This is a genomic window from Paenibacillus sp. MCAF9 (assembly GCF_052114265.1).
In the GTDB taxonomy this organism is placed as follows: Bacteria; Bacillota; Bacilli; order Paenibacillales; family Paenibacillaceae; genus Pristimantibacillus.
In genome coordinates this window covers 20,740-40,924 of sequence record NZ_JBFREL010000037.1, presented here as the reverse complement: position 1 = coordinate 40,924, position 20,185 = coordinate 20,740, and the positions used below count along the sequence as shown (strand labels likewise).

Below are 20,185 nucleotides of genomic sequence, written 5' to 3'. Positions count from 1 at the left end.
GAGTGATGGGTATGATCTCTTCTTACTTCAATGAATGGCTGGATGAATATAATGATTATATGAGACTATACACGCTTTTTGGCGACGAGTATTACCTCGAACAAGCTGGTGAAGCGTTAGCTGGGCTAAAGGCTTTGGTCCTTAGAGCTGAGCGTCATAAAAATATTCTTCGGAAAATCATGAGCGATAAGGTTCATGTTTATTAAGAATAACAAACGAAGAGCATAACGAAATTTAAAATTTAAAAGCCATCATAAGAATCCAAGTGCAGGATTAATGGTATACTGATAAGTAATGATAACGAGGAACAAGATTCTGATAGATGCTTTAGCTGCATTTTATGAGGTTTAACTCGGCATAGAAGACATGATGGAGTGATAATATGAGTAGTACAAAGGGTAAAGGCGGAACCGGCAGAGGAACGGACAAAAAAGGCTGGAATCGCTGGCAAGCAGGGGAAAAAAAGAAGTTAGCGAAAAAGGTATTTGGCAGAAACCAAGGTGCTAAAGGCGCTGAAGGCGAAAAAGGTAAAACGGACGATAAAAATACGCCTAATGCTAAAAGCGCTAACATGACTAAAGGCAGTACCGCATTTAAAGGTGGAAGCGCGGCTAAGGGCAGAAAATAGAAATAACAAAGAGCAGCCTGTGCGTGAGCCATGGCGCTCTTATGAAACGAAAGACGGTTAGACAGGGAAGCTCTCTGTTTAACCGTCTTTTTCTCGTTGTCCTGCCGATATTTAAGTTTTATAATGGTACTATTGCTTGGATAAAAATGTGAATTGCATTTTTGAATAATGTTCAGCGAGGTGGCTTCATCATATGAGTGACTATCAATCCATAATGCTTCTTCTCTTCTTTATCTTTCCCGTCATGTATATGATTGACACCGCTTTAGTTATTATAAGACGAAACGCTAAGCATATTGAGAATCGTCTTGCCTTCCTTACCATTTGTTTGCTGGCGAGTATGATTTTTTTTCAATACCTCGAGCAGCTGTTGTCTGCCGAATATGCGCTGAATATTTCTGCTTATATGGTTTACCCGGCTTCTATAGCCGCGGTAAGCATGAGCGTTTTGCTTCATCTTACGGCAACAAACAGTTATCATCGGCTTTCTCGATGGAGCACCATAGGCATAGCTTTTATACCATTTATAATGTATTTTCTGCTTCTAGCCATAAGAGGAAGAGAATATTTGCTTGAAGGGGTTCGGGTAGAAGGTTTTTGGAAACAAATCGAAGCTGCTCCGGCCATGACTGTTATTTATGGTTTTTTGGTCATGTATTCATTGCTTAATATAGCTATTTGTCTAATAGCCCATTATAAAGCGAATAATAACGTTGATCGCAAACGATTTATGATACTGCTAAAAGCCAATTTATTTTACCAGTTGGCGACGATCGGGGTCTTGATTGTATATACTGCTTTCTCGCCCTATGTCTATATTTCAGATTCAGTCATTTTTTTGACAACAATAATATGGAGTATTTCCCTTCGTGTTTATATGAAAAATGATTTCTTGCCGTCTACATCCAAAAAATATGAGCTGCTTTATCATTTTTCCCCAACCGCCATCATTATGATCGACAAAAATATGATTATGAAGGAAGTAAATCCAGGCGCGCTTCGTATACTTGGATTTGAGAAGGAAGAGGAGCTGGAAAATCGTTCTTTATCTGAATTCATCGTTATGAACGAACGCAAAGACATGGAGGAAGCCTTTGCTTCTTCCTTTCCGAAGGATGCATGGAGAAACCGTGAGCTGACCATAGTGAATCGAAAAGGCCAGAAACGTGCGATTTTGGCTGATACGGAAATGATGGCTGAGGGTAAGGATTGGTTTTTGTTAATGGTCATTCGGGATATTACGCAGCAGCAGGAAGAGTCGCGTCTCATTCATTTTTTGGCACATCACGATACATTGACTAAGCTGCCTAACCGCTATCACTTTAATCGAGAACTGGAAGCTTCGTTGAAAGCTGTGAAATCATCAAAAGCGCTGCTCGGAGTCATGCTTATCGATTTGGATCGCTTTAAGCTGATAAACGATACGCTTGGACATCAGTTTGGTGATCAGGCTTTAATTGACGTTGCTCAGCGCCTGCGCCAAAATGTGGACCATCGGCATTTGCTGGCCCGTCTGGGCGGAGATGAATTTATTATTTTAATTAAAGAAGCGGAAGAATATGATGAGATCGTGTCGCTTGCCGAAAACATTCATCTAGCCTTTCAGCTGCCGATTACGCTTCAAGGGCAAGATTTCTACCTAGGCGGCAGCATTGGAATTAGTGTCCATCCATTTGATGATGACAGCTCTGATGGGCTTATCAAGAGGGCAGACATTGCCATGTACAATGCGAAACATAGCGGAGGCAATCAGTATCGTTTGTATACGAATGAGATGATTGCTCTAGTACAGCGAGATGTCAAGCTGGAGAAGCATCTTCGCAAAGCGCTTAAACGCAAGGAATTTGTTCTCCATTATCAGCCGCAGATTAATTTGGCAAGCGGACAGCTGATAGGGGCGGAGGCGCTTATTCGCTGGCAATCGGTAGAGCTTGGCATGGTGCACCCAGGAGAATTTATCACGCTGGCAGAGCAAACGGGATTAATTAATGAAATTGGGCAATGGGTTATTGCGGAAGCTTGTCAGCAGGGTAAACTGTGGCAGGAGCAAGGCTGGAATGATTTTATGCTGTCGGTGAACGTTTCGTCGAGACAATTCATGCAGCCGGATTTCGTGAACAAGGTTCAGGAGATTTTGCGCAGCAGCGGTCTTGAGCCTGATCGGTTATGCTTGGAGATTACGGAGAGCATGGTCGTTAATAATTTAAATGTAGCTAGAAAGATGCTCGATGAGCTTGTAGCTTTAGGTATACATATTGCCATTGATGATTTTGGTACAGGTTATTCCTCATTAAGTGTGCTAAGGCAGCTGCCGATTGCTATTATCAAAATTGACCGCTCCTTTATTACTGATATGGATGCCTATCAAGGCGGCTTATCCATCGTGAAGACGATTGTGTCGATGGGGCATGACCTGCAGAAGCAGGTGGTTGCGGAGGGCGTAGAAACATTGGATCAATATGAACAGCTAAAGCAGCTTGGCTGCGACAAAGCGCAGGGTTATTACTATCATAAGCCGCTCCCATTGCTAGAGTTTAATAAACTGCTAGTCGCAAGGTGAGGTTATGCGCTTACCGCGCCTCTATAATTATTCTAACTTATAGCTGCTTGTTTAAGCCGATTAGGGACATGCCAAAGCTACCAGAACTTATCCGTAGTAACCGCAGCCGATACCCAACCTACAATTAAGAGCTGCCCAAGTTTGTCGGACATCAGTTCCGCTATTTTAGAAACTGCGAGGTTTTTGAGCATGTTACGGACATAGGTTCCGTTATTCGTGCTGAAATATCCCCAATGCGCTTGTTTTCAAGCCAATAGCGGAACCTATGTCCGTTAAAATCTAAAAAAGAGCAAAATGACATAAATAGCGGAACCTATGTCCGTAACCCCAGAAGCCACCCAAGCTATCATCGTGAGCAGTTCTAATTAATCTTTTAAAATAAGATGTGGATATAATTGGCGATGATACAGAATATTGTGCTGAAGTTGAACATTTTATAAAAGGTAACGAGGATATTTATTATCAGTATATATACCCAAGAAACTTAGAAGATGTTTCTCGTCCATAGCTGACGTTGTTAAACAGTTGGGACATGTCTACTACATTATTTTCTTTCTATATCTAGGCATACCCTAAGGAAACCCGGAGGGCGGCGCCTCTCGCATACTCATAACCTGCTAAAAAAGCAACGTTGGAGATCCATAATAAAGGAGCTAAGCAGACTGAAGTCGCTAAGCTCCTTTTGCATTTCATTAGTCACTTTTTCTCATGATTTGGAGTGTTCCGCTAACCGAGGCTTGATGCTTCTGAAAGTCCCAATTGTGCTGAACTAGAGCATCTCGGTATCAATAATGCGCCAGTGATGCTTAAGTGTAGCTTCCAAGGCTTCTTTATCCTTCGCTTTGAACAAGTTGAGAATTTTTCGATGCTCCGCATTCACTTCCTTTAGCACGTTTGCGAGCTTTGGTTTGTCTTCGCTTGCATAGGATTGACGAATAAAGCTGTTTTTTAATGAATTCAACGTTTCAATTAATACAGGGTTGTCGCATTTTTTTATATAAATATCATGGAAATTGTATTGGTCCATATGATAATCGGAAAAATACAGCTTGCTAATATCAAGATCGATTTTGTCGACAAGCCTTTCCATTTCGGTGAAGTCGGGCTGTTGAAGTAAATCAATGCACAAGGTAGCAGCGAGTGCATCCAACACTCCAATAATTCGGGAAAAATCGAGTTTTTTCTTGGAATCGAAGGCTTTGACAGTGAAGCCGCGTCTAGGTAAATAATCTAGGAGATTGTCGGAGGATAGTTGAAATAATGCTTCTCTGGTAGGCGTACGGCTTATATCTAGTTTTTTGCAAATTTCAGCTTCATTAACTTTTTGATTCGGCAGTAATGTGCCATCTTGGATTTTTTGAGCGATATACTCGTAAACATGGTCTTTTAACGATTGGTATTTAGGTGATTGCATGTAGGTTCCCCTGTTCTAACTTACTTTAATAAGGTGAAGTTGTTTGCTGTTTAACTTTTATATGGAATAGAGAAATGTCTTAGGTGATTGAACATGCATTCGTACAGTAGATGATTTCACTATTTTATCATCTGATCCAGATATTAGACAAGCATATGAATATGTCGAAAGGTGTCATAATAACTCACATTGAAATAACAATTTTTAATAGATTCATAAAAAAACATTGTAGATAGTGGAAACCGATGTTATAATTACTACCATCATATATGTATATTGTATACAGATTTAACTCCGTATTCAATTCGGGGGATTTTAGACTAAATCAGATAATGAATTGGGAGAGATGGAAATGAAAAAGAAATTATCATTGCTGCTTATTTCGGTTATGGTCGTCCTTTCGGCATGTGGTCAAAACAATAAGGAAAATACGCCAGCTGCAACGAACAATAACGCGGCAACAGATCCTCCAGCAGTAGAGAAAACAACGCTTACCCTGGGTACAAGTGCAGATTACGCACCCTTTGAGTTCCATAAGTTAATAGACGGTAAAGATACGATCGTAGGTTTTGATATTGAAATTGCTAGAGAGATTGCAAAAGATATGAATGCTGAGCTCAAAATTCAAGATATGGACTTTGATGGTTTGCTGCTCGCACTCGATACAGGAAAAGTAGATATGGTTATTTCGGGTCTGACGCCTACGGAAGAACGCAAAAAGAACGTTGATTTCTCTGAAATCTATTACTTGACTAGCCAAGGCGTTTTGGTGAAAAAGGACCAAACTGAGCAATTCAAGTCATTGGATGATTTGAAAGGCAAAAAAATCGGTATTCAAAAAGGTTCGATTCAAGAAGGCATTGCACAGGAAATCGCCGATGCGAAGCTAACGGCTTTGGCTAAAATTCCTGAATTGATTTTGGAGCTGAAGAGCGGTCGTGTAGATGCCATTATTCTAGAAAAACCGGTTGCGGATCAATACGCAGTGGCCCAAACGGATATTGCAGTGTCTGAAGTAAAGATTGAGCAGCCCGTAGAAGAAGCTGGCGTATCCATAGCTGTTAAGAAGGGCAACCAAGATTTGCTTAATAAAATTGATGGAACGATTGCTCGTTTGAAGGAAAGCGGCGAAATTGATCGTTATGTCGTTGAGGCAAATGAGCTGGTTGGAGAATAAAGAGCGGACGGAGTAGTTGGATATGGATTTAAACTTCGGTTTCATGGCTGAGTATTGGCCGATTTTTTTGAGAGGAGCCTTGGTCACGCTGGAGCTGTCTTTCTTCGGCGTGGCACTAGGCACAGTGCTTGGGGTTGTCTTTGCATTATTGCGAATCTCGCGCATCTGGCCGGTTAAGTTTTTGGCCTCTACCTATATCGAGATCATACGAGGAACCCCGATGCTCGTGCAAATCTTTATTATTCATTATGGACTGACTGGATTTGGCATAAATCTTCCGCCTTTTATATCCGGAGTGGTTGCTCTTACGATTAATAGTTCTGCCTATATGGCTGAGGTGTTCCGTGCGGGAATCGAAGCAATCGACAAGGGTCAGACGGAGGCGGCTCGATCATTGGGGCTGAGCAGAGGTATGGCGCTTCGGTACATCGTGCTGCCGCAAGCTTTCCGCAACATGCTGCCGGCAATCGGCAATGAATTCATTATTATTATAAAAGATTCCTCGCTTATATCCGTCATAGGCATTGCGGAGCTGATGTTCAATGCTCGGACGGTTCAGAGCGTCACCTTCTCGCCGATGGAGCCGTTGTTAATCGCCTGCGCTTTATATTTTATCATGACATTTACATTATCCAGGCTGCTTGCTGTGCTAGAGAGGAAGTTGAGAAGCAGATGATAGTCGTAAAAGGGCTGCGCAAATCTTATGGAAAAAACGAAATATTGAAAGGGATAGACACGGTGATTCGCAAAGGCGAGGTCGTCGTTGTTATTGGGCCAAGCGGCTCTGGAAAAAGCACCTTTCTTCGTTGTTTGAATCGATTGGAGGAGCCTTCGGCTGGTCATATTCAGCTGAATGATCGTGAAATTATAAATAAACAATCGGAGTTAAATCGGATTCGTCAAGAAATGGGCATGGTGTTTCAGCATTTTAATTTATTTCCGCATATGACCGTCTTGGAAAATTTGACCCTTGCTCCGCGTAAGCTAAAGAAGCTGAGCAAAGAGCAGGCAAATGTAGAAGCTGTGGAGCTGCTGCGCTTAGTGGGGCTCGAAGACAAGAAAGATGCCTATCCAGATCGTCTCTCAGGCGGACAAAAGCAGCGTGTTGCGATAGCGAGAGCGCTTGCCATGCAGCCTAGCGTGATGCTGTTTGATGAACCAACGTCAGCACTCGATCCTGAGATGGTTGGAGAGGTGCTTGAAGTCATGCGGAAGCTTGCTCAAAACGGAATGACGATGGTTATTGTAACGCATGAAATGGGTTTTGCCCGCGAGGTTGGCGATAGGCTGCTGTTTATGGATGGCGGCTGCATTGTTGAAGAGGGAGTGCCGCTGAAGGTATTCCAAAATCCTCAGCACCCGCGAACGCAAGATTTTTTGGCAAAGGTTTTATAGCAGCAAGGTCGTTTAGTTTGTAAATTCCTGGTGGTTAATAATCAATCCAGGTTTTTTTATAACAGTAATTGAATATTGTATACAAATTTACAGGGAGTGATTTCATCGATATGACATCTACCAAATCTACAGCGGTTGTCATGGAGCAGTCGGATCGATACGGCGCACACAATTACCATCCGCTGCCTATCGTTATTTCGGAGGCTGAAGGTGTCTGGGTGAACGACCCTGAAGGCAATCGGTATATGGATATGCTCAGTGCGTACAGCGCTCTTAATCATGGTCATAGGCATCCAAAGATAATTCAAGCGCTTAAGGATCAAGCGGATAAAGTAACGCTCACTTCACGTGCTTTTCACAATGATAAGCTAGGCGAGTTTTATGAAAAGCTCGTTAATTACACGGGTAAAAATAAAATTTTGGCAATGAACACGGGAGCAGAAGCAGTGGAAACCGCCATTAAGGCGGTTCGTCGCTGGGCATATCGCGAGAAAGGCGTGGAGCACGACCAAGCGGAAATTATCGTTTGTATGGGCAATTTTCATGGTCGGACGATAACGGTCACTTCCTTCTCATCAACGGAGGAATACAAAAAGGATTTTGGGCCATTTACGCCAGGCTTCAAGCTTGTTCCTTATGGCGATTTGGCTGCTCTTGAACAGGCGATTACACTAAATACAGCAGCCTTTCTCGTTGAGCCGATTCAAGGGGAGGCGGGCATCATTATTCCGCCGGAAGGATATTTGTCAGGAGCTTATGCATTGTGCAAACAAAATGATGTGCTGTTCGTGGCTGATGAAATTCAAACCGGTTTTGGGCGTACAGGCAGACGCTTTGCGTGCGATTGGGAAAATGTAACGCCAGATGTTTATATTATGGGCAAAGCGCTGGGCGGCGGGGTAATGCCCATTTCGGCAATCGCCGCAAACGATACGATTTTAAATGTTTTTGAGCCTGGTTCGCATGGATCTACGTTTGGCGGCAACCCGCTGGCATGTGCCGTCTCTTCAGCAGCGATTGTTGTCATTGAGGAGGAGAAGCTGGCAGAGCGTTCGGATGAACTGGGGAAATATTTTCGAGAACAATTAGCTGAAATTAGTTCACCGCATATTGTGGAAATTCGCGGTAAGGGCTTGTTTATCGGTTTGGAGCTTGATACAGCAGCGAGGCCATGCTGTGAACGTCTGATGGCGAAAGGGCTATTGTGCAAAGAAACACATGACACGACCATTCGGTTCGCGCCGCCGCTCATTATAACGAAAGAAGAGATCGATTGGGCGATAGAAAGGATTGCACTTGTGCTTCAATCCGAATAAGGGATGAATTTGCGGACGGAGACAGCTTAAGGAAGGGGATGTTCACTATGGGAAGCATTGGGGAAGCGAATCTTAACAAGACGGGGAGGACGGATTTTATGGCGAGCAAAAAAGTGAGGCTCATAAGCGTTCCGTTCTGGATGGGCGGAAGCCGCGCAGGATCGGAGCTTGGACCGGAAAGCATTATTCAATCAGGGCTAGCGCGTCAAATCAGAAGTATGGGATTTGATTTAGTTGGCAATTACGAGGTCAGCTGCCCGAGGCATGGCGTGCTTGATCCGAAGCAGCCCAAGATGAAATATTTTCCTGAAGTGAAAGAGATGAGCGGGCTAGTAGGTGAACAGGTCTATCGCGCAGTGCTTGCGGACTCTTTTCCTCTCGTATTAGGGGGGGACCATAGTGTTGCGATTGGCTCGTTAGCTGGTTTGACTGGTCATTACAATAATTTGGGCATTATCTGGTTTGATGCGCATGGCGACTTGAATACGGAGGAGACCACTCCTTCCGGAAATATGCACGGTATGCCGCTTGCGGTAGCGATGGGTCTAGGGAAATTTAAGCTATCCGATATACCGGGAGCTGGACCGCTCATTAAGAAAGAAAATGTAGTAATTATCGGAGCGCGTGATTTGGATCATTACGAGAAGGAGCTTATTCGCTCGGAAGGAATCGCTTGCTTCACAATGCATGACATTGACCGAATGGGAATGAAGGCAGTCATGGAGAAGGCGATTGAGATTGTGAGCAGCGGTACGGATGGCGTGCATGTAAGCTTTGATATGGATTGTATGGACCCGGCGGAAGCTATGGGTGTAGGAACGCCGGTTCCAGGCGGAATAAGCTATCGCGAAGCGCATTTAGCACTGGAGCTGCTAGCTGAAACAGGCCGCGTGACATCTATGGATATTGTGGAAGTAAATCCTTTGCTGGATGTAGGCATGCGTACCTCTCGGCTTGCCGTTGAGATGGCAACCTCTCTGCTTGGCAAACGAATCATATAGAATCTAGGCGGTTAGGGGACGTAGGTTTGCTATGGAAAAAATGATGAGGAGCTTTTTTCTGACTCTCGGCAAAAGCAGTCGGATTGGGAGTTTGGCGCGTAAATATGGCCTCAAGCTGGGAGCTAGCCGATTTGTAGCTGGGGTTGAGATAAGCAGCGCCATTGAAGCGGTCAAGAAGCTTAATAAACAAGGGAAAATGGCAACTTTAGATCATTTAGGTGAATTTATTCGAGGCAAGGAAGAAGCAGCCCATTCCGCAAATATGTGCTTGCGTACGCTTAAGGCAATTGCTGCTTCTAATGCAAATGCGAACCTATCCTTAAAGCTTACAAGCTTAGGACTGGATCTGGACAGCAAGCTGTGTGAGGAGCATATGAGAACGATATTGGATGCCGCTGCAAAAATGAACATTTTTGTTCGAATCGATATGGAAGATTACTCTCACTGCCAGCCTGCTCTTGATCTATATAAGAGGCTGCGAGAGTCATACGACCATGTAGGTATCGTTATTCAAGCTTATTTGTTTCGTTCGGAGCAGGATGTTCATGAGCTAGGACTTAATCGTGCCAACCTAAGATTGGTGAAGGGCGCTTATAAAGAAGCTGAAGAGGTTGCCTATCCGCAGAAAACGGATGTTGATCAATCATTTGAGAGATTAATTAAGATGCATTTGCAGAGCGGCAGCTACACGGGGATAGCGACCCATGATCGCGCCATCATTGAGACCGCAAAAAGATTCATCAAAGAGCAGGGGATTCGAGTGGAGCAATTCGAGTTCCAAATGCTTTATGGCATTTGCGAGGAGCTGCAGGATGAACTCGTTCGCGATGGTTATAGAGTAAGAATCTATGTTCCTTACGGTGAAGATTGGTTTGGTTATTTCATGCGCAGACTGGCTGAACGACCTGATAACGTTTGGTTTGTACTGAAAAATATGTGGAAGTAGAGGGGAATGACAATGAGAGAATGGAATGTAACGCCATTTGTTACTGAACCGATGACTGATTTTGGCAATGATGAGAACCGTGCCGCCTTTCTGGAAGCAATTGCTCATGTGAGAACGGAATTAGGCAAGCAATACCCGCTGCATATTGGAGGTCATGCCGTCCATACCGCTGATTATATCGTATCGCGCAACCCGGCAAAGTCGGATGAAGTAGTAGGTGAAGTGGCAAAAGCGAGCCAAGAATTAGCTGAACAGGCGATGAAATCAGCGCTTGCTGCTTTTGAAACGTGGAAATATACATCGGTATGGACACGGGCGAGGTGCTTGATGAAAGCCGCGGCGCTCATGCGGGAGCGGAAGCATTATTTTTCGGCGTGGCTCGTAATTGAGTCGGGTAAAAACTGGGCAGAAGCCGATGCGGATACGGCAGAAGCGATTGATTTTATGGATTATTATGCACGTGAAATGTTGAAATTAGCGGAAACCAATGAGCTAAAACCGCTGGTTAAGCTAGCAGGTGAAGACAATCGGCTGACTTATATTCCGCTGGGCGTCGGGATTGTTATTCCGCCTTGGAATTTCCCGCTGGCAATATGCGCTGGAATGGCTAGTGCCTCTATTGTTGCAGGCAACACGATTATTATGAAACCTGCATCTACAACTCCGATTATTGCTTACAAGTTTTATGAGCTGATGGTGGAGGCGGGGATGCCTGCTGATGTTATTCAGTATTTGCCGGGAAGCGGTGCAGAAATCGGCGACTACTTGACTAGCCATCCAAAGACCAGATTCATTAGCTTCACAGGCTCGAAGGAAATAGGGCTGCGTATTAATAGGCTCGCTGCTGAACAAGCGCCGGGACAAATATGGATGAAGCGAGTTGTTGCGGAAATGGGCGGGAAAGACGGTATTGTCGTAGATGAAACGGCCAATATCGATGCTGCTGCTGATGCTATTGTAGCTTCTGCTTTTGGGTTTCAAGGACAGAAATGTTCGGCAGGCTCAAGGGCCATTGTTGTAGCGGATGTGTATGATGAGCTAATTGAAAAAGTGAAAGAAAGAACGAGCAAGCTTGTTATGGGTTCCCCGGAAGAGAACGCGGCAATCGGGCCTGTCATTGACAAAGCATCTTTTGAAAAGATTTTGAATGCCATTGAGAGAGGCAAGAGTGAAGGTAGATTGATAGCAGGCGGCGGAAAAGGAATAGAGAGCGGCTATTTCATAGAGCCAACGGTATTTGCTGATGTTGCTCCAAAAGATTCGTTAATGCAAGAAGAGATATTCGGGCCTGTACTAGCCATTGCTAAGGCGAGGGATTGGCAGGAGGCTATTCGTATATACAATGATACGGAATTTGGGCTGACAGGAGCTTTTTTCTCGGCAGAAGAGGATCGTATCCAAGCAGCGCTGCAGGAAATGCATTGCGGCAATCTGTATATTAACCGTAAATGTACGGGAGCGTTAGTAGGCGTTCATCCCTTTGGGGGATTTAATATGTCAGGTACAGATTCAAAGGCTGGCGGACATGATTATATGCTATTGTTCACGCAAGCTAAACTCACGTCTATTAAACTATGAATGAATAATGGTCGGTACTTCATGAATTTAATGTTATATAAAATAACATAAAAGATTGATTTTTATCGAATATTGATCGAATATCTAAAAATATCATTGTTTATATGGAATGTTGATGTTACACTATCTCACGTATAGAAGTATATTGTATACAAATTTTGACGCTTTACCCACATATACATAAAGGCACATCCTAGATTAAGTCAAAATTGATTAACGCAAAGGCGGAATGGGAGTGATGAGTATAGCATTGTTAATTTGTCGATTGCTGCACTCTGTTTATTGGATTAATTGCTAGACAAAAAAGGAGGAAGAACATGCCTAAGAAGATTATCTCTCAAAAGCTTCTCGCACTCATGCTTTCCTTAATGCTTATTTTCTCTATCATTGCTCCTGGTGCTGCATATGCGCGGGAAGGTGCCGGTACAGGTTCGGTTCCTGCTGAGGAGACTGTAGTCGCTCCAGGAACAACGGGGCTGGATGAAACTTCCGATACGGAGCCACTGATTGTCTCTGCACTTGCTGAGCCGGAAGATTCGGTTGGCAAAAGTGCTTATGATTATCTTAATTATATGGCGACCACAATCGGTGCTCGTGTTGCGGGTACAGCGAAAGAGGTTGAAGCCGGAAATTATGTAAAGGCTGAGTTTGAAAAACTAGGACTTAATACTGTGGTTCAGCCGTTCAGCTATACTCGCGGTGGGACAACGGTTAATTCAAATAACATCGTCGCAACTAAAGTAGGAACCTCGCCGAAGGTTGTAATTGTAGGCGCGCATTATGACTCCGTCAGCGCAGGCAAAGGCGCTGATGATAATGCTTCAGGTGTAGCGGTTATGCTGGAATCAGCGAAAGCAGTATCCAAAGTAGCTACGCCGTATACGATTAAATTCATTGCGTTTGGCGCAGAAGAGCAAGGACTTAGAGGTTCTCAATATTATGTGTCTCAAATGACGGCAGAAGATAAGAAAAACACAGTTGCGATGATTAACCTCGATAGTGTGGCTGTCGGCGACAATATGTACATTTATGGCAGCAAAGGCTCAAAAGGTTTCGTTCGTGACCTCGGCCTTAGCATTGCTGATCGCCTTGATCTTTCCGTCATAACTAATCCAGGTGAAAATCCTCAGTACCCAGCTGGTACAACCGGAGACTGGAGCGATCATGCGCCATTCTCGAAAGCAGGCATTCCTTACGCCTACTTGGAAGCGACAAACTGGAGCCTTGGCGACAAGGATGGTTATACGCAAACTACACTGGATGGAGAGATATGGCACACAGCAAAAGATACTCTTGATTACATCGAATCTGCTTATCCGGGAAGAATCCAAGAGCATTTAACCACATTTACAAAATTGCTGACAGGCATTCTTCTAGAAGTAGAAGAGCTTGCACCTGAGAAGCTTAAATTAAGTACAGATAAAGCATCCATTACGGAAAAAAGAACGATTGACGTTTCATTCGAATTGCCAGCAGGCGTAGCGCTTGCAGATCTAAAATGGAGCTATGGCGACAAGCCTCTGACCGAATGGAAGAAGTGGGGCACGAACTCGTATTCGGGAGACCCATTCATCTATTTGGAAGGGACGCCAGTGCTGGATGGAACGACGGTTAAAGCGCAAATTACGTTTGACCTTATTTACAACACAACCAACTTGTCAGGTTCTCACCGCTCCAGATACCCGGCAATGCTTGGTACACGTGATTTTGCTGTTCTAGATCAGAATGGCCGCACCATTGCGACAGCGCCAATTAAGCTTAATGTGTATGACAGCTATCATTCGTATGATGAAATTAAACCAGAGATTGACGCCATTACAGCAGAAATTAATGTGAAAAATAATCGCTATGTCGAAACGCAGGTTCTTGGCCAATCCGTGCAGGGCAGAAACATTTACTTTACGATTTTGGCAAAGGACAAAGCTTCTGTAGACAAATATTTAAATGAAACGATGCCTGCTATGATGAATGATCCGAAGGGCTTGCAGGATAAAATCAAAAATGGCACGTTCACAGACTATAAAGTTCCAGTATGGCTTAACAACATCCATCCGGATGAAGCGCCTGGCGTAGACGTTATTCTTAACTTCTTCCGAGAAATGGGGATGAAGGATAATATTACGTTTAATACGAACGAGGATGCTGCAAATCCGCTGCCCGTTACATTAAACGTAAATGATGCGCTTGAAAATGCTATTTTCCTAATGAATTTTACGGAAAATCCAGATGGTCGCTCATTGAATACGCGGGCAAATGCCAACTCGTTTGACTTGAACCGCGATAATTCCTATCAAACACAGCCCGAAACAAAAATCGTAACGAAAGAAATTGCCAAATGGTCGCCGCTTTCCTTCTTGGATATGCACGGTTTCGTAGGCAGCTTCCTGATCGAGCCGTGTACGCCGCCGCATGATCCGAACTTCGAGTACGATCTATTGATTGGAAGCATGCTCGAGCAAGCGAATGCGATGGGTAAAGCAGGTATTGCTAATACCAAATATACAAGCTACGAAATTCCGTATGAATCTCATCAAAACAACAGCGGACCTAATAAATCAGGTTGGGACGATGCATCTCCTGCGTACACAGCTGTTTATGCGATGCACCATGGTGCATTAGGTCACACGCTGGAAATACCAGAGCTTAACGAGGATTCAACGACTGCACTCTTCTATGCGAGCGTTGCTGCAACAAAATATGTAGTAGAAAACAAAGAAAAATTGTTTTTGAACCAGCTTGAAGTTTATAAACGCGGAGTTGAGAATACAGACAGCCGTACCGTTGATAAATATTTGACGAATGCTGCTGATCAAGTCATTGGCAGACCGCGCGGCGCAGAAACTAATTTCTTCCCAGACTATTATGTTCTTCCTGTAGCAAGCGATTTGCAAAAAAACCGCCTAGCAACGTATGAAATGGTTCAGTACTTGCTGAGCAATGGCGTGAAAGTCGAACAAACCACGACACCCGTGACGATTGGCGAGGTCGTTTATCCAATTGGCTCTTACGTTGTCAACATGAAGCAAGCGAAGAGGGGTTACGCTAATCTCGTCTTATATGACGGCTTTGATGTATCGGATTTCTCTGAAATGTATGCCGAAATCGTTCAAAGCTTTGCTGATATGAGAGGTTTTGATCGTTATGTGGTTCGTCAAGATGGAGCCTTCTCCGGTAAAACGACGAGTGTTACTGGAGTCGTGATCCCAGAGACGACCATTCCAGGCGACGCAGAACAGTATGTCATTAGAAACACGAGCAATGCGGCAATTAAAGCAGTGAATGAATTGCTTGCAGCTAAGAAAGCAGTAACGATGCTGAGCAAAGGCGCTGCAGGTTATGAGTTAGGAGATTTCCTCGTTTCCAAAGCGGATCTCCAGTCTATTTCCAAAAAGTATTTGCTCGATGTTATTGCTTTTGACAGTAAGAACAGCAAGGAAGGCCCACTGTTGAAATTGACGACGGTATCCGCAACAGGAGTCCCTGCTTTTGTTCTAAAAGATTTGGGTTTCCCAGTTACTACAGATATGGCAGCAAGCGATGTACTTATTAACACAAGCGGACAAGCAAGCACGAACCTGATCGGTGAAGGCAAGCCTTATGTTGGATTCGGAAGATCAGCAATGAACACGATGAAGGGTTCGACGCTGTTGCCAGGTTTCGATTTCGCAACGACAGGAAGCTCCCATGAAGGCTTGTTCAAAACAGAGCTGGATCAAACGCATTTGATTACAGCTGCGTACGATGCAAAAGAATTCTTCTACACCGCATCGGGTTCATGGATCACTTCTACTCCTGCAAATGCGAAGGTGTTGGCAACGGCAAGCACAGATGCTGACTTCTTTAAAGCAGGCTGGTGGCCTGGAAATGATAAAGTAAAAGGTAAAACGATTGGCTTCACTTACAAGAAAGGCAAAATTAATGTCACCTTGTTTGCGAATGATTTGCTGAACAGAGCACACCCGCAAAAGCAATTCAGAGTAGTAGCCAATGCAATATTCGCTGCGGCATCTGCTGAGGAGACGGGACCTGTTGCAACACCAACACCAACACCGGACCCAGGCACTGGCGGACCAGATCCAGTTGTAACGCCAACGCCAACACCGACTCCGAAACCGACGCCAACGCCAGTTGACGTTCCTGAGTTTAAAGATTTAGGAGCTGTCGAGGCTTGGGCTGGAGACGCAATTAAGGAGTTGGCTGGAAAAGGCATTATTACAGGTATTAGCAGCACATCATTTGCACCGCTTAAACAAGTAACGCGAGCTGAGTTTTTGACCATGCTTGTTCGCGCTTATCAACTAGCGGATGAGAGTGCTACGGCAAACTTCAGTGATGTGAAAACGTCTGATTGGTACTACGCTTCAGTAGCTGCAGCGGTGAAAGCAGGACTGGCTCAAGGTGTAGGAGAGGGCAAATTCGATCCTAACCGACCAATTACACGTGAAGAAATGGCTATTATGGCTGCGAACGCCTTGAAGCTCATCAATAAGGATGCAGCAGCAAGTGACGTAGAGGGTGCCTTAAGTAAATTTAGCGACCAAGCTAAAATGGCATCGTATGCGAAAGAAGCGATTGCCCTTCTGACAGAGCAAGGTGTGATCAACGGCATGACGGACGGCTCCTATGCTCCAAAAGGCATAGCTAACAGAGCGCAAGCAGCCGTTATCATTAGCAAGCTCCTTAAGAAAAATTAAATTATAGCAATAAATAAAAGGGCTGCCAGCGGCAGCCCTTTTATTTAAAGCTTGTTCATGAAGTACATATTGTCTCACAGAAAACGTAAGGAGGACGGCATAGATGAAATTGAATATTGGGAGCAAACGTAAATTAACGATAGCCAATAAGATTTACGGCAGTTTTTTTGCTGCAATTGTTTTTATTATGCTTCTATTATGCTTTATTTTTTATAATCTCAATAACCTTAATAGATCCTATAATGAGCTTATTAACAATAATGTAGCCGTCCTTATGAATATGGAGTCTATTCAAAGAAATGCCGTTCAGCTCAATAGCAGCTTTAGCGATTACTTATTGAATAAAAATAAAGACATTTTAAAAGAAATGGATGCGGTAAGTGCGGATATTGTTATTCAAGCAAAGGCAGCACAAGCTTTGATACAAAATGAGGAAGATATTAAAGCGCTTGAAGCCCTTCTGGGCTGGAACAATCAATACATGGAACGGATAGCAGCGTTTAACGATGTGGAGCAGCTAAAAGCCACTTCTTATGCCAACACACGCGTTTTCCCTTTGGCCAAGCTAATTCGCACCAATGCGATTAAACTCGCTCAAAAACAAGAAAGCGTTATGGCGGAAAAGGTACTGGCAAACGATAGGGAAGTTAATCAGTCAAATATTTCTATGCTTATCGGAAGTATCCTCCTTATTGTGGTGACGCTGCTGCTGGGTACGCTGCTTTCTAGAAATATTTCCATTCCCATTAGACGGTTGTCGGGATTAGCTGTGGCCGTAGCCAGCGGTGATTTGCGCAGCACGCCTCTTCACATTCGAAATAAAGATGAAATCGGTTCATTAGCAGACTCGTTTGACAGTATGAGAAGCGGTTTGCAGGAGATGATAGAGCAGGTCAATCAGGCAGCGAAGCAGCTGGCAGCAAGCTCGGAGGAGATGCGTGAAGGAGCCAAACAAACCTCAGCAGCTACGTATTACATCGTTGAATCGACGCAGCTGGTTGCTGCATCAGCGGAGGAGCAGCTGCAAGGCTCAGAAGCAATTTCAGCAGCGATGGAGGACATTGTCGAAGCAATTAGAAGCATAACATCCGCGGTAACGGTGATTTCGGAAACGTCAGAGCAAGCCATTCTTATCGTAGATGGCGGACATTCCTACATGGAGCTTGCCACCCAAGACATGAGCAGCATTGATCAGATCGTGGATGAAACTGCGAATTCGATGGAAAATGTGAAGGAAAGCGTGCAGCACATCGAGAACATCGTAGCATTAATTGCATCCATTTCGGGTCAAACTCGGCTGCTTGCATTAAATGCAACCATTGAAGCAGCAAGAGCAGGGGAACATGGCCTAGGGTTTGCTGTAGTAGCGGAAGAGGTTAGAAACTTAGCGAAACAATCGGAAGAAGCGTCAAAAAAAGCATCTAAGCTGCTCGGCACTGTACGCAACAATACAATGCAGGCTGTTTCTATGATGGATAAAGGGAAAAATGAAGTGAAAAAGGGAAAGCGTTCATTGATCGAGACAAGCAGCCAATTCCAGCTTATCCGCAGCTCAGTGAGTGAGGTAGCAAGCCAAATTCAAGAGATCGCTGCGTCATCCATACAAATATCTACAGGCTCGCAAAACATTGCTGCTTCCACTTCAGCCAGCACGAAGCAGGCTAATGAATCATCAGCATTAACGCAAAGCGTATCTGCAGCAACCGAAGAGCAGCTAGCGTACATGGAAGAAATTACAGCATCTGCAACAACGCTTCATGCGGCAGCAGGTGATTTGCAAAGCCATGTCTCTAAATTCAGAATGGTATAACTGGTTGAAAGCCCCGAGCGAACCGCTTGGGGTTTCTTGCTGTCGTCCTTTTTATTTCTGGACACAGCGGCATACGCCCAAACCCAAATCAGCTCCTTGGCATAGGCTGTTATCATCACATGAAATCAAGGAGCTTAATCCGAATGCCAAAAACGACAACAAAACCGGAGATAACTGAATTATCGTCTGATGACCTTGCTATATGGGCTGCAGTTATATTAGTCATTGGCGATTTATTTGGATTGTTTGCCGTCATAAAAGCAAAAGAGGAAAAGGAAGAGCTGCTTTAAACCTTTGACCATGATGATTCAGCTTATCACATAAAAGTTTTCTCAAAATTTCAATATAAAGGAGAAAAGTTGATGGCAGATAAAAAAGAGATTAAGTCTGAAGAACTGGCCAAGCTTTCAGCATCGCTTTCAGCCGTTGGTTATGGATTAATCCTGCTTTCGCTTGAGAGGGCAGATCAGGAAAACCTGGAGCGCAAGGGGAAGGAAAATGAGAAGATGTCAGCAGCAGTAAATCGGTTATATCGACGTTTCAATGGATAAAGAGAGCGGGGATGAAGGGTGAACATAATCTCTCCTTCAATGATTACGTAAACAGCCCCTCACATATTGCAAGGGGCTGTTTGCATGCTGCTTACAAAATTAACTCAAGCCATTGTTCTTTCGTTACCGGACCGAAATAGAAGGGCAGATCAATATCAGCTGTAAGCTGCTTTAGAGCGGAAGCTTCATAACGAATGCCGATCAGTTTCTGCGCAACTTCATTGCTGTCGCCACGGCCAAAAAAGTCTCCGTAAATAGCAGCGTTCACAATCAATCCTTCTTCAACCTGTAGACGAATATCAAAGGTGCCGACTCCTTCGATTCGTTTCTTCTGCTGCACATTAAAGGATGGAGAACGGCCATAGTTCCATTCCCAGCTGCGGTAGCGCTCTTCCGCCAGTTTGTGTACATTTTGCCAGTCCTGTTCAGATAACTCGTAGAACGGAATTTCGGCTGATTGCTCAAAGATGGACTGAAGCAGTCTTTGCTTAAACTGCTCTATCGTCATAGGCTCTTTCAAAAACTCTGTAATATTCGCCACGCGGCTGCGGATCGACTTCGTTGATTTCGATACATATTTCTCAGCATTTGCCTTCAGCGCAGATACAACATTTTCGATTTCAGAATTAAACAGCAGCGTTCCATGACTGAACATTTTGCCCTTCGTCGAAAATTGCGCATTGCCAGATATTTTTCGCTCGCCAACCTGTAGATCATTTCGGCCAGTCATTTCGGCGTCTACACCCAGCTCTTGAAGCGCGCGTACAACGGGCTCGGTGAACTTCTTGAAATTGTGGAAGGACTTACCGTCATCCTTCATAATAAAGCTGAAATTCAAATTGCCGAGATCGTGGTAGACGGCTCCCCCTCCAGAGAGTCTGCGGACGACGTGAAGCCCGCTGCTCTCCACGTAATCTGCATTAACTTCCTCGACGGTATTTTGGTTTTTGCCAATGATGATGGATGGCTCATTTATGTAGAAAAGCAAGTAGTCATCGTTGTCAGGCAATGAACGCAATATATATTCCTCTAATGCCAAATTAAGCGTTGGGTCGGTGATGCCATTATTGCTTACAAAACGCATGATCTTTGTCCTCCTATGCTGTAGCTCATAT

General features: G+C 44.2%; 15 protein-coding genes and 1 pseudogene. 14 read left to right on the top strand and 2 right to left on the bottom strand.

Annotated elements, in window-relative coordinates; all coding sequences use genetic code 11:
* Positions 1-11: 11 nt before the first annotated feature.
* The 3 genes and pseudogenes from AB4Z45_RS29615 to AB4Z45_RS29605 all read left to right on the top strand — a co-directional run bounded on the left by AB4Z45_RS29615 (position 12) and on the right by AB4Z45_RS29605 (position 3,188).
* Positions 12-206 (top strand): hypothetical protein, encoded by a 195-nt coding sequence (locus AB4Z45_RS29615; RefSeq protein WP_441912907.1) that lies wholly within the window; start codon positions 12-14, stop codon positions 204-206.
* A 176-nt stretch (positions 207-382) separates the two neighbouring features.
* A pseudogene (locus AB4Z45_RS29610) lies at positions 383-467 on the top strand (DUF3934 family protein); the annotation flags it as partial.
* A 354-nt stretch (positions 468-821) separates the two neighbouring features.
* Complete coding sequence (locus AB4Z45_RS29605; RefSeq protein WP_441912906.1) at positions 822-3,188, top strand: EAL domain-containing protein; 2,367 nt, start codon at positions 822-824, stop codon at positions 3,186-3,188.
* A 769-nt stretch (positions 3,189-3,957) separates the two neighbouring features.
* Here the strand turns inward: AB4Z45_RS29605 and AB4Z45_RS29600 are convergent.
* Positions 3,958-4,602, bottom strand: a complete 645-nt coding sequence (locus AB4Z45_RS29600) for a GntR family transcriptional regulator (RefSeq protein ID WP_076270364.1) — start codon at positions 4,600-4,602, stop codon at positions 3,958-3,960.
* A gap of 352 nt (positions 4,603-4,954) precedes the next feature.
* Between AB4Z45_RS29600 and AB4Z45_RS29595 the strand changes: the two genes are divergently transcribed.
* From AB4Z45_RS29595 to AB4Z45_RS29545, 11 genes are all read left to right on the top strand, one after another.
* Complete coding sequence (locus tag AB4Z45_RS29595; RefSeq protein WP_441912905.1) at positions 4,955-5,779, top strand: transporter substrate-binding domain-containing protein; 825 nt, start codon at positions 4,955-4,957, stop codon at positions 5,777-5,779.
* A gap of 22 nt (positions 5,780-5,801) precedes the next feature.
* A complete protein-coding gene (locus tag AB4Z45_RS29590) occupies positions 5,802-6,455 on the top strand; it encodes an amino acid ABC transporter permease (protein WP_441912904.1) in 654 nt (217 codons plus the stop codon).
* Positions 6,452-7,174: an amino acid ABC transporter ATP-binding protein gene (locus AB4Z45_RS29585; RefSeq protein WP_441884411.1), complete on the top strand. Its 723-nt coding sequence runs from the start codon at positions 6,452-6,454 to the stop codon at positions 7,172-7,174. The genes AB4Z45_RS29590 and AB4Z45_RS29585 overlap by 4 nt, the downstream gene beginning before the upstream one ends.
* A 110-nt stretch (positions 7,175-7,284) precedes the next feature.
* Positions 7,285-8,490 (top strand): ornithine--oxo-acid transaminase, encoded by a 1,206-nt coding sequence (locus AB4Z45_RS29580; protein WP_441912903.1) that lies wholly within the window; start codon positions 7,285-7,287, stop codon positions 8,488-8,490.
* 47 nt (positions 8,491-8,537) lie between these two features.
* The gene (rocF, locus tag AB4Z45_RS29575; RefSeq protein WP_441912902.1) at positions 8,538-9,491 is read left to right on the top strand and encodes an arginase; all 954 of its coding nucleotides are present in this window, start codon (positions 8,538-8,540) and stop codon (positions 9,489-9,491) included.
* A 31-nt stretch (positions 9,492-9,522) separates the two neighbouring features.
* Positions 9,523-10,437: a proline dehydrogenase family protein gene (locus AB4Z45_RS29570; RefSeq protein ID WP_441912901.1), complete on the top strand. Its 915-nt coding sequence runs from the start codon at positions 9,523-9,525 to the stop codon at positions 10,435-10,437.
* A gap of 6 nt (positions 10,438-10,443) precedes the next feature.
* Complete coding sequence (gene pruA / locus AB4Z45_RS29565) at positions 10,444-12,015, top strand: L-glutamate gamma-semialdehyde dehydrogenase (RefSeq protein ID WP_441912900.1); 1,572 nt, start codon at positions 10,444-10,446, stop codon at positions 12,013-12,015.
* A gap of 317 nt (positions 12,016-12,332) precedes the next feature.
* Complete coding sequence (locus AB4Z45_RS29560; RefSeq protein ID WP_441912899.1) at positions 12,333-16,709, top strand: M20/M25/M40 family metallo-hydrolase; 4,377 nt, start codon at positions 12,333-12,335, stop codon at positions 16,707-16,709.
* Positions 16,710-16,812: 103 nt separating this feature from the next.
* On the top strand, positions 16,813-18,519 hold the full coding sequence (locus AB4Z45_RS29555) for a methyl-accepting chemotaxis protein (RefSeq protein WP_441912898.1): 1,707 nt from the start codon (positions 16,813-16,815) through the stop codon (positions 18,517-18,519).
* Positions 18,520-18,662: 143 nt separating this feature from the next.
* Positions 18,663-18,809 (top strand): hypothetical protein, encoded by a 147-nt coding sequence (locus AB4Z45_RS29550; protein WP_179089894.1) that lies wholly within the window; start codon positions 18,663-18,665, stop codon positions 18,807-18,809.
* 72 nt (positions 18,810-18,881) lie between these two features.
* Entirely contained in the window at positions 18,882-19,070 is a 189-nt protein-coding gene (locus AB4Z45_RS29545; RefSeq protein ID WP_076270373.1) for a hypothetical protein, read from the top strand.
* Between the two features lie 91 nt (positions 19,071-19,161).
* Here AB4Z45_RS29545 and AB4Z45_RS29540 read toward each other — a convergent pair whose 3' ends face one another.
* Positions 19,162-20,154 carry a lipoate--protein ligase gene (locus AB4Z45_RS29540; RefSeq protein WP_441912897.1) on the bottom strand — a complete coding sequence of 331 codons (993 nt, stop codon included), beginning with the start codon at positions 20,152-20,154 and terminating at the stop codon, positions 19,162-19,164.
* Positions 20,155-20,185 lie beyond the last annotated feature (31 nt).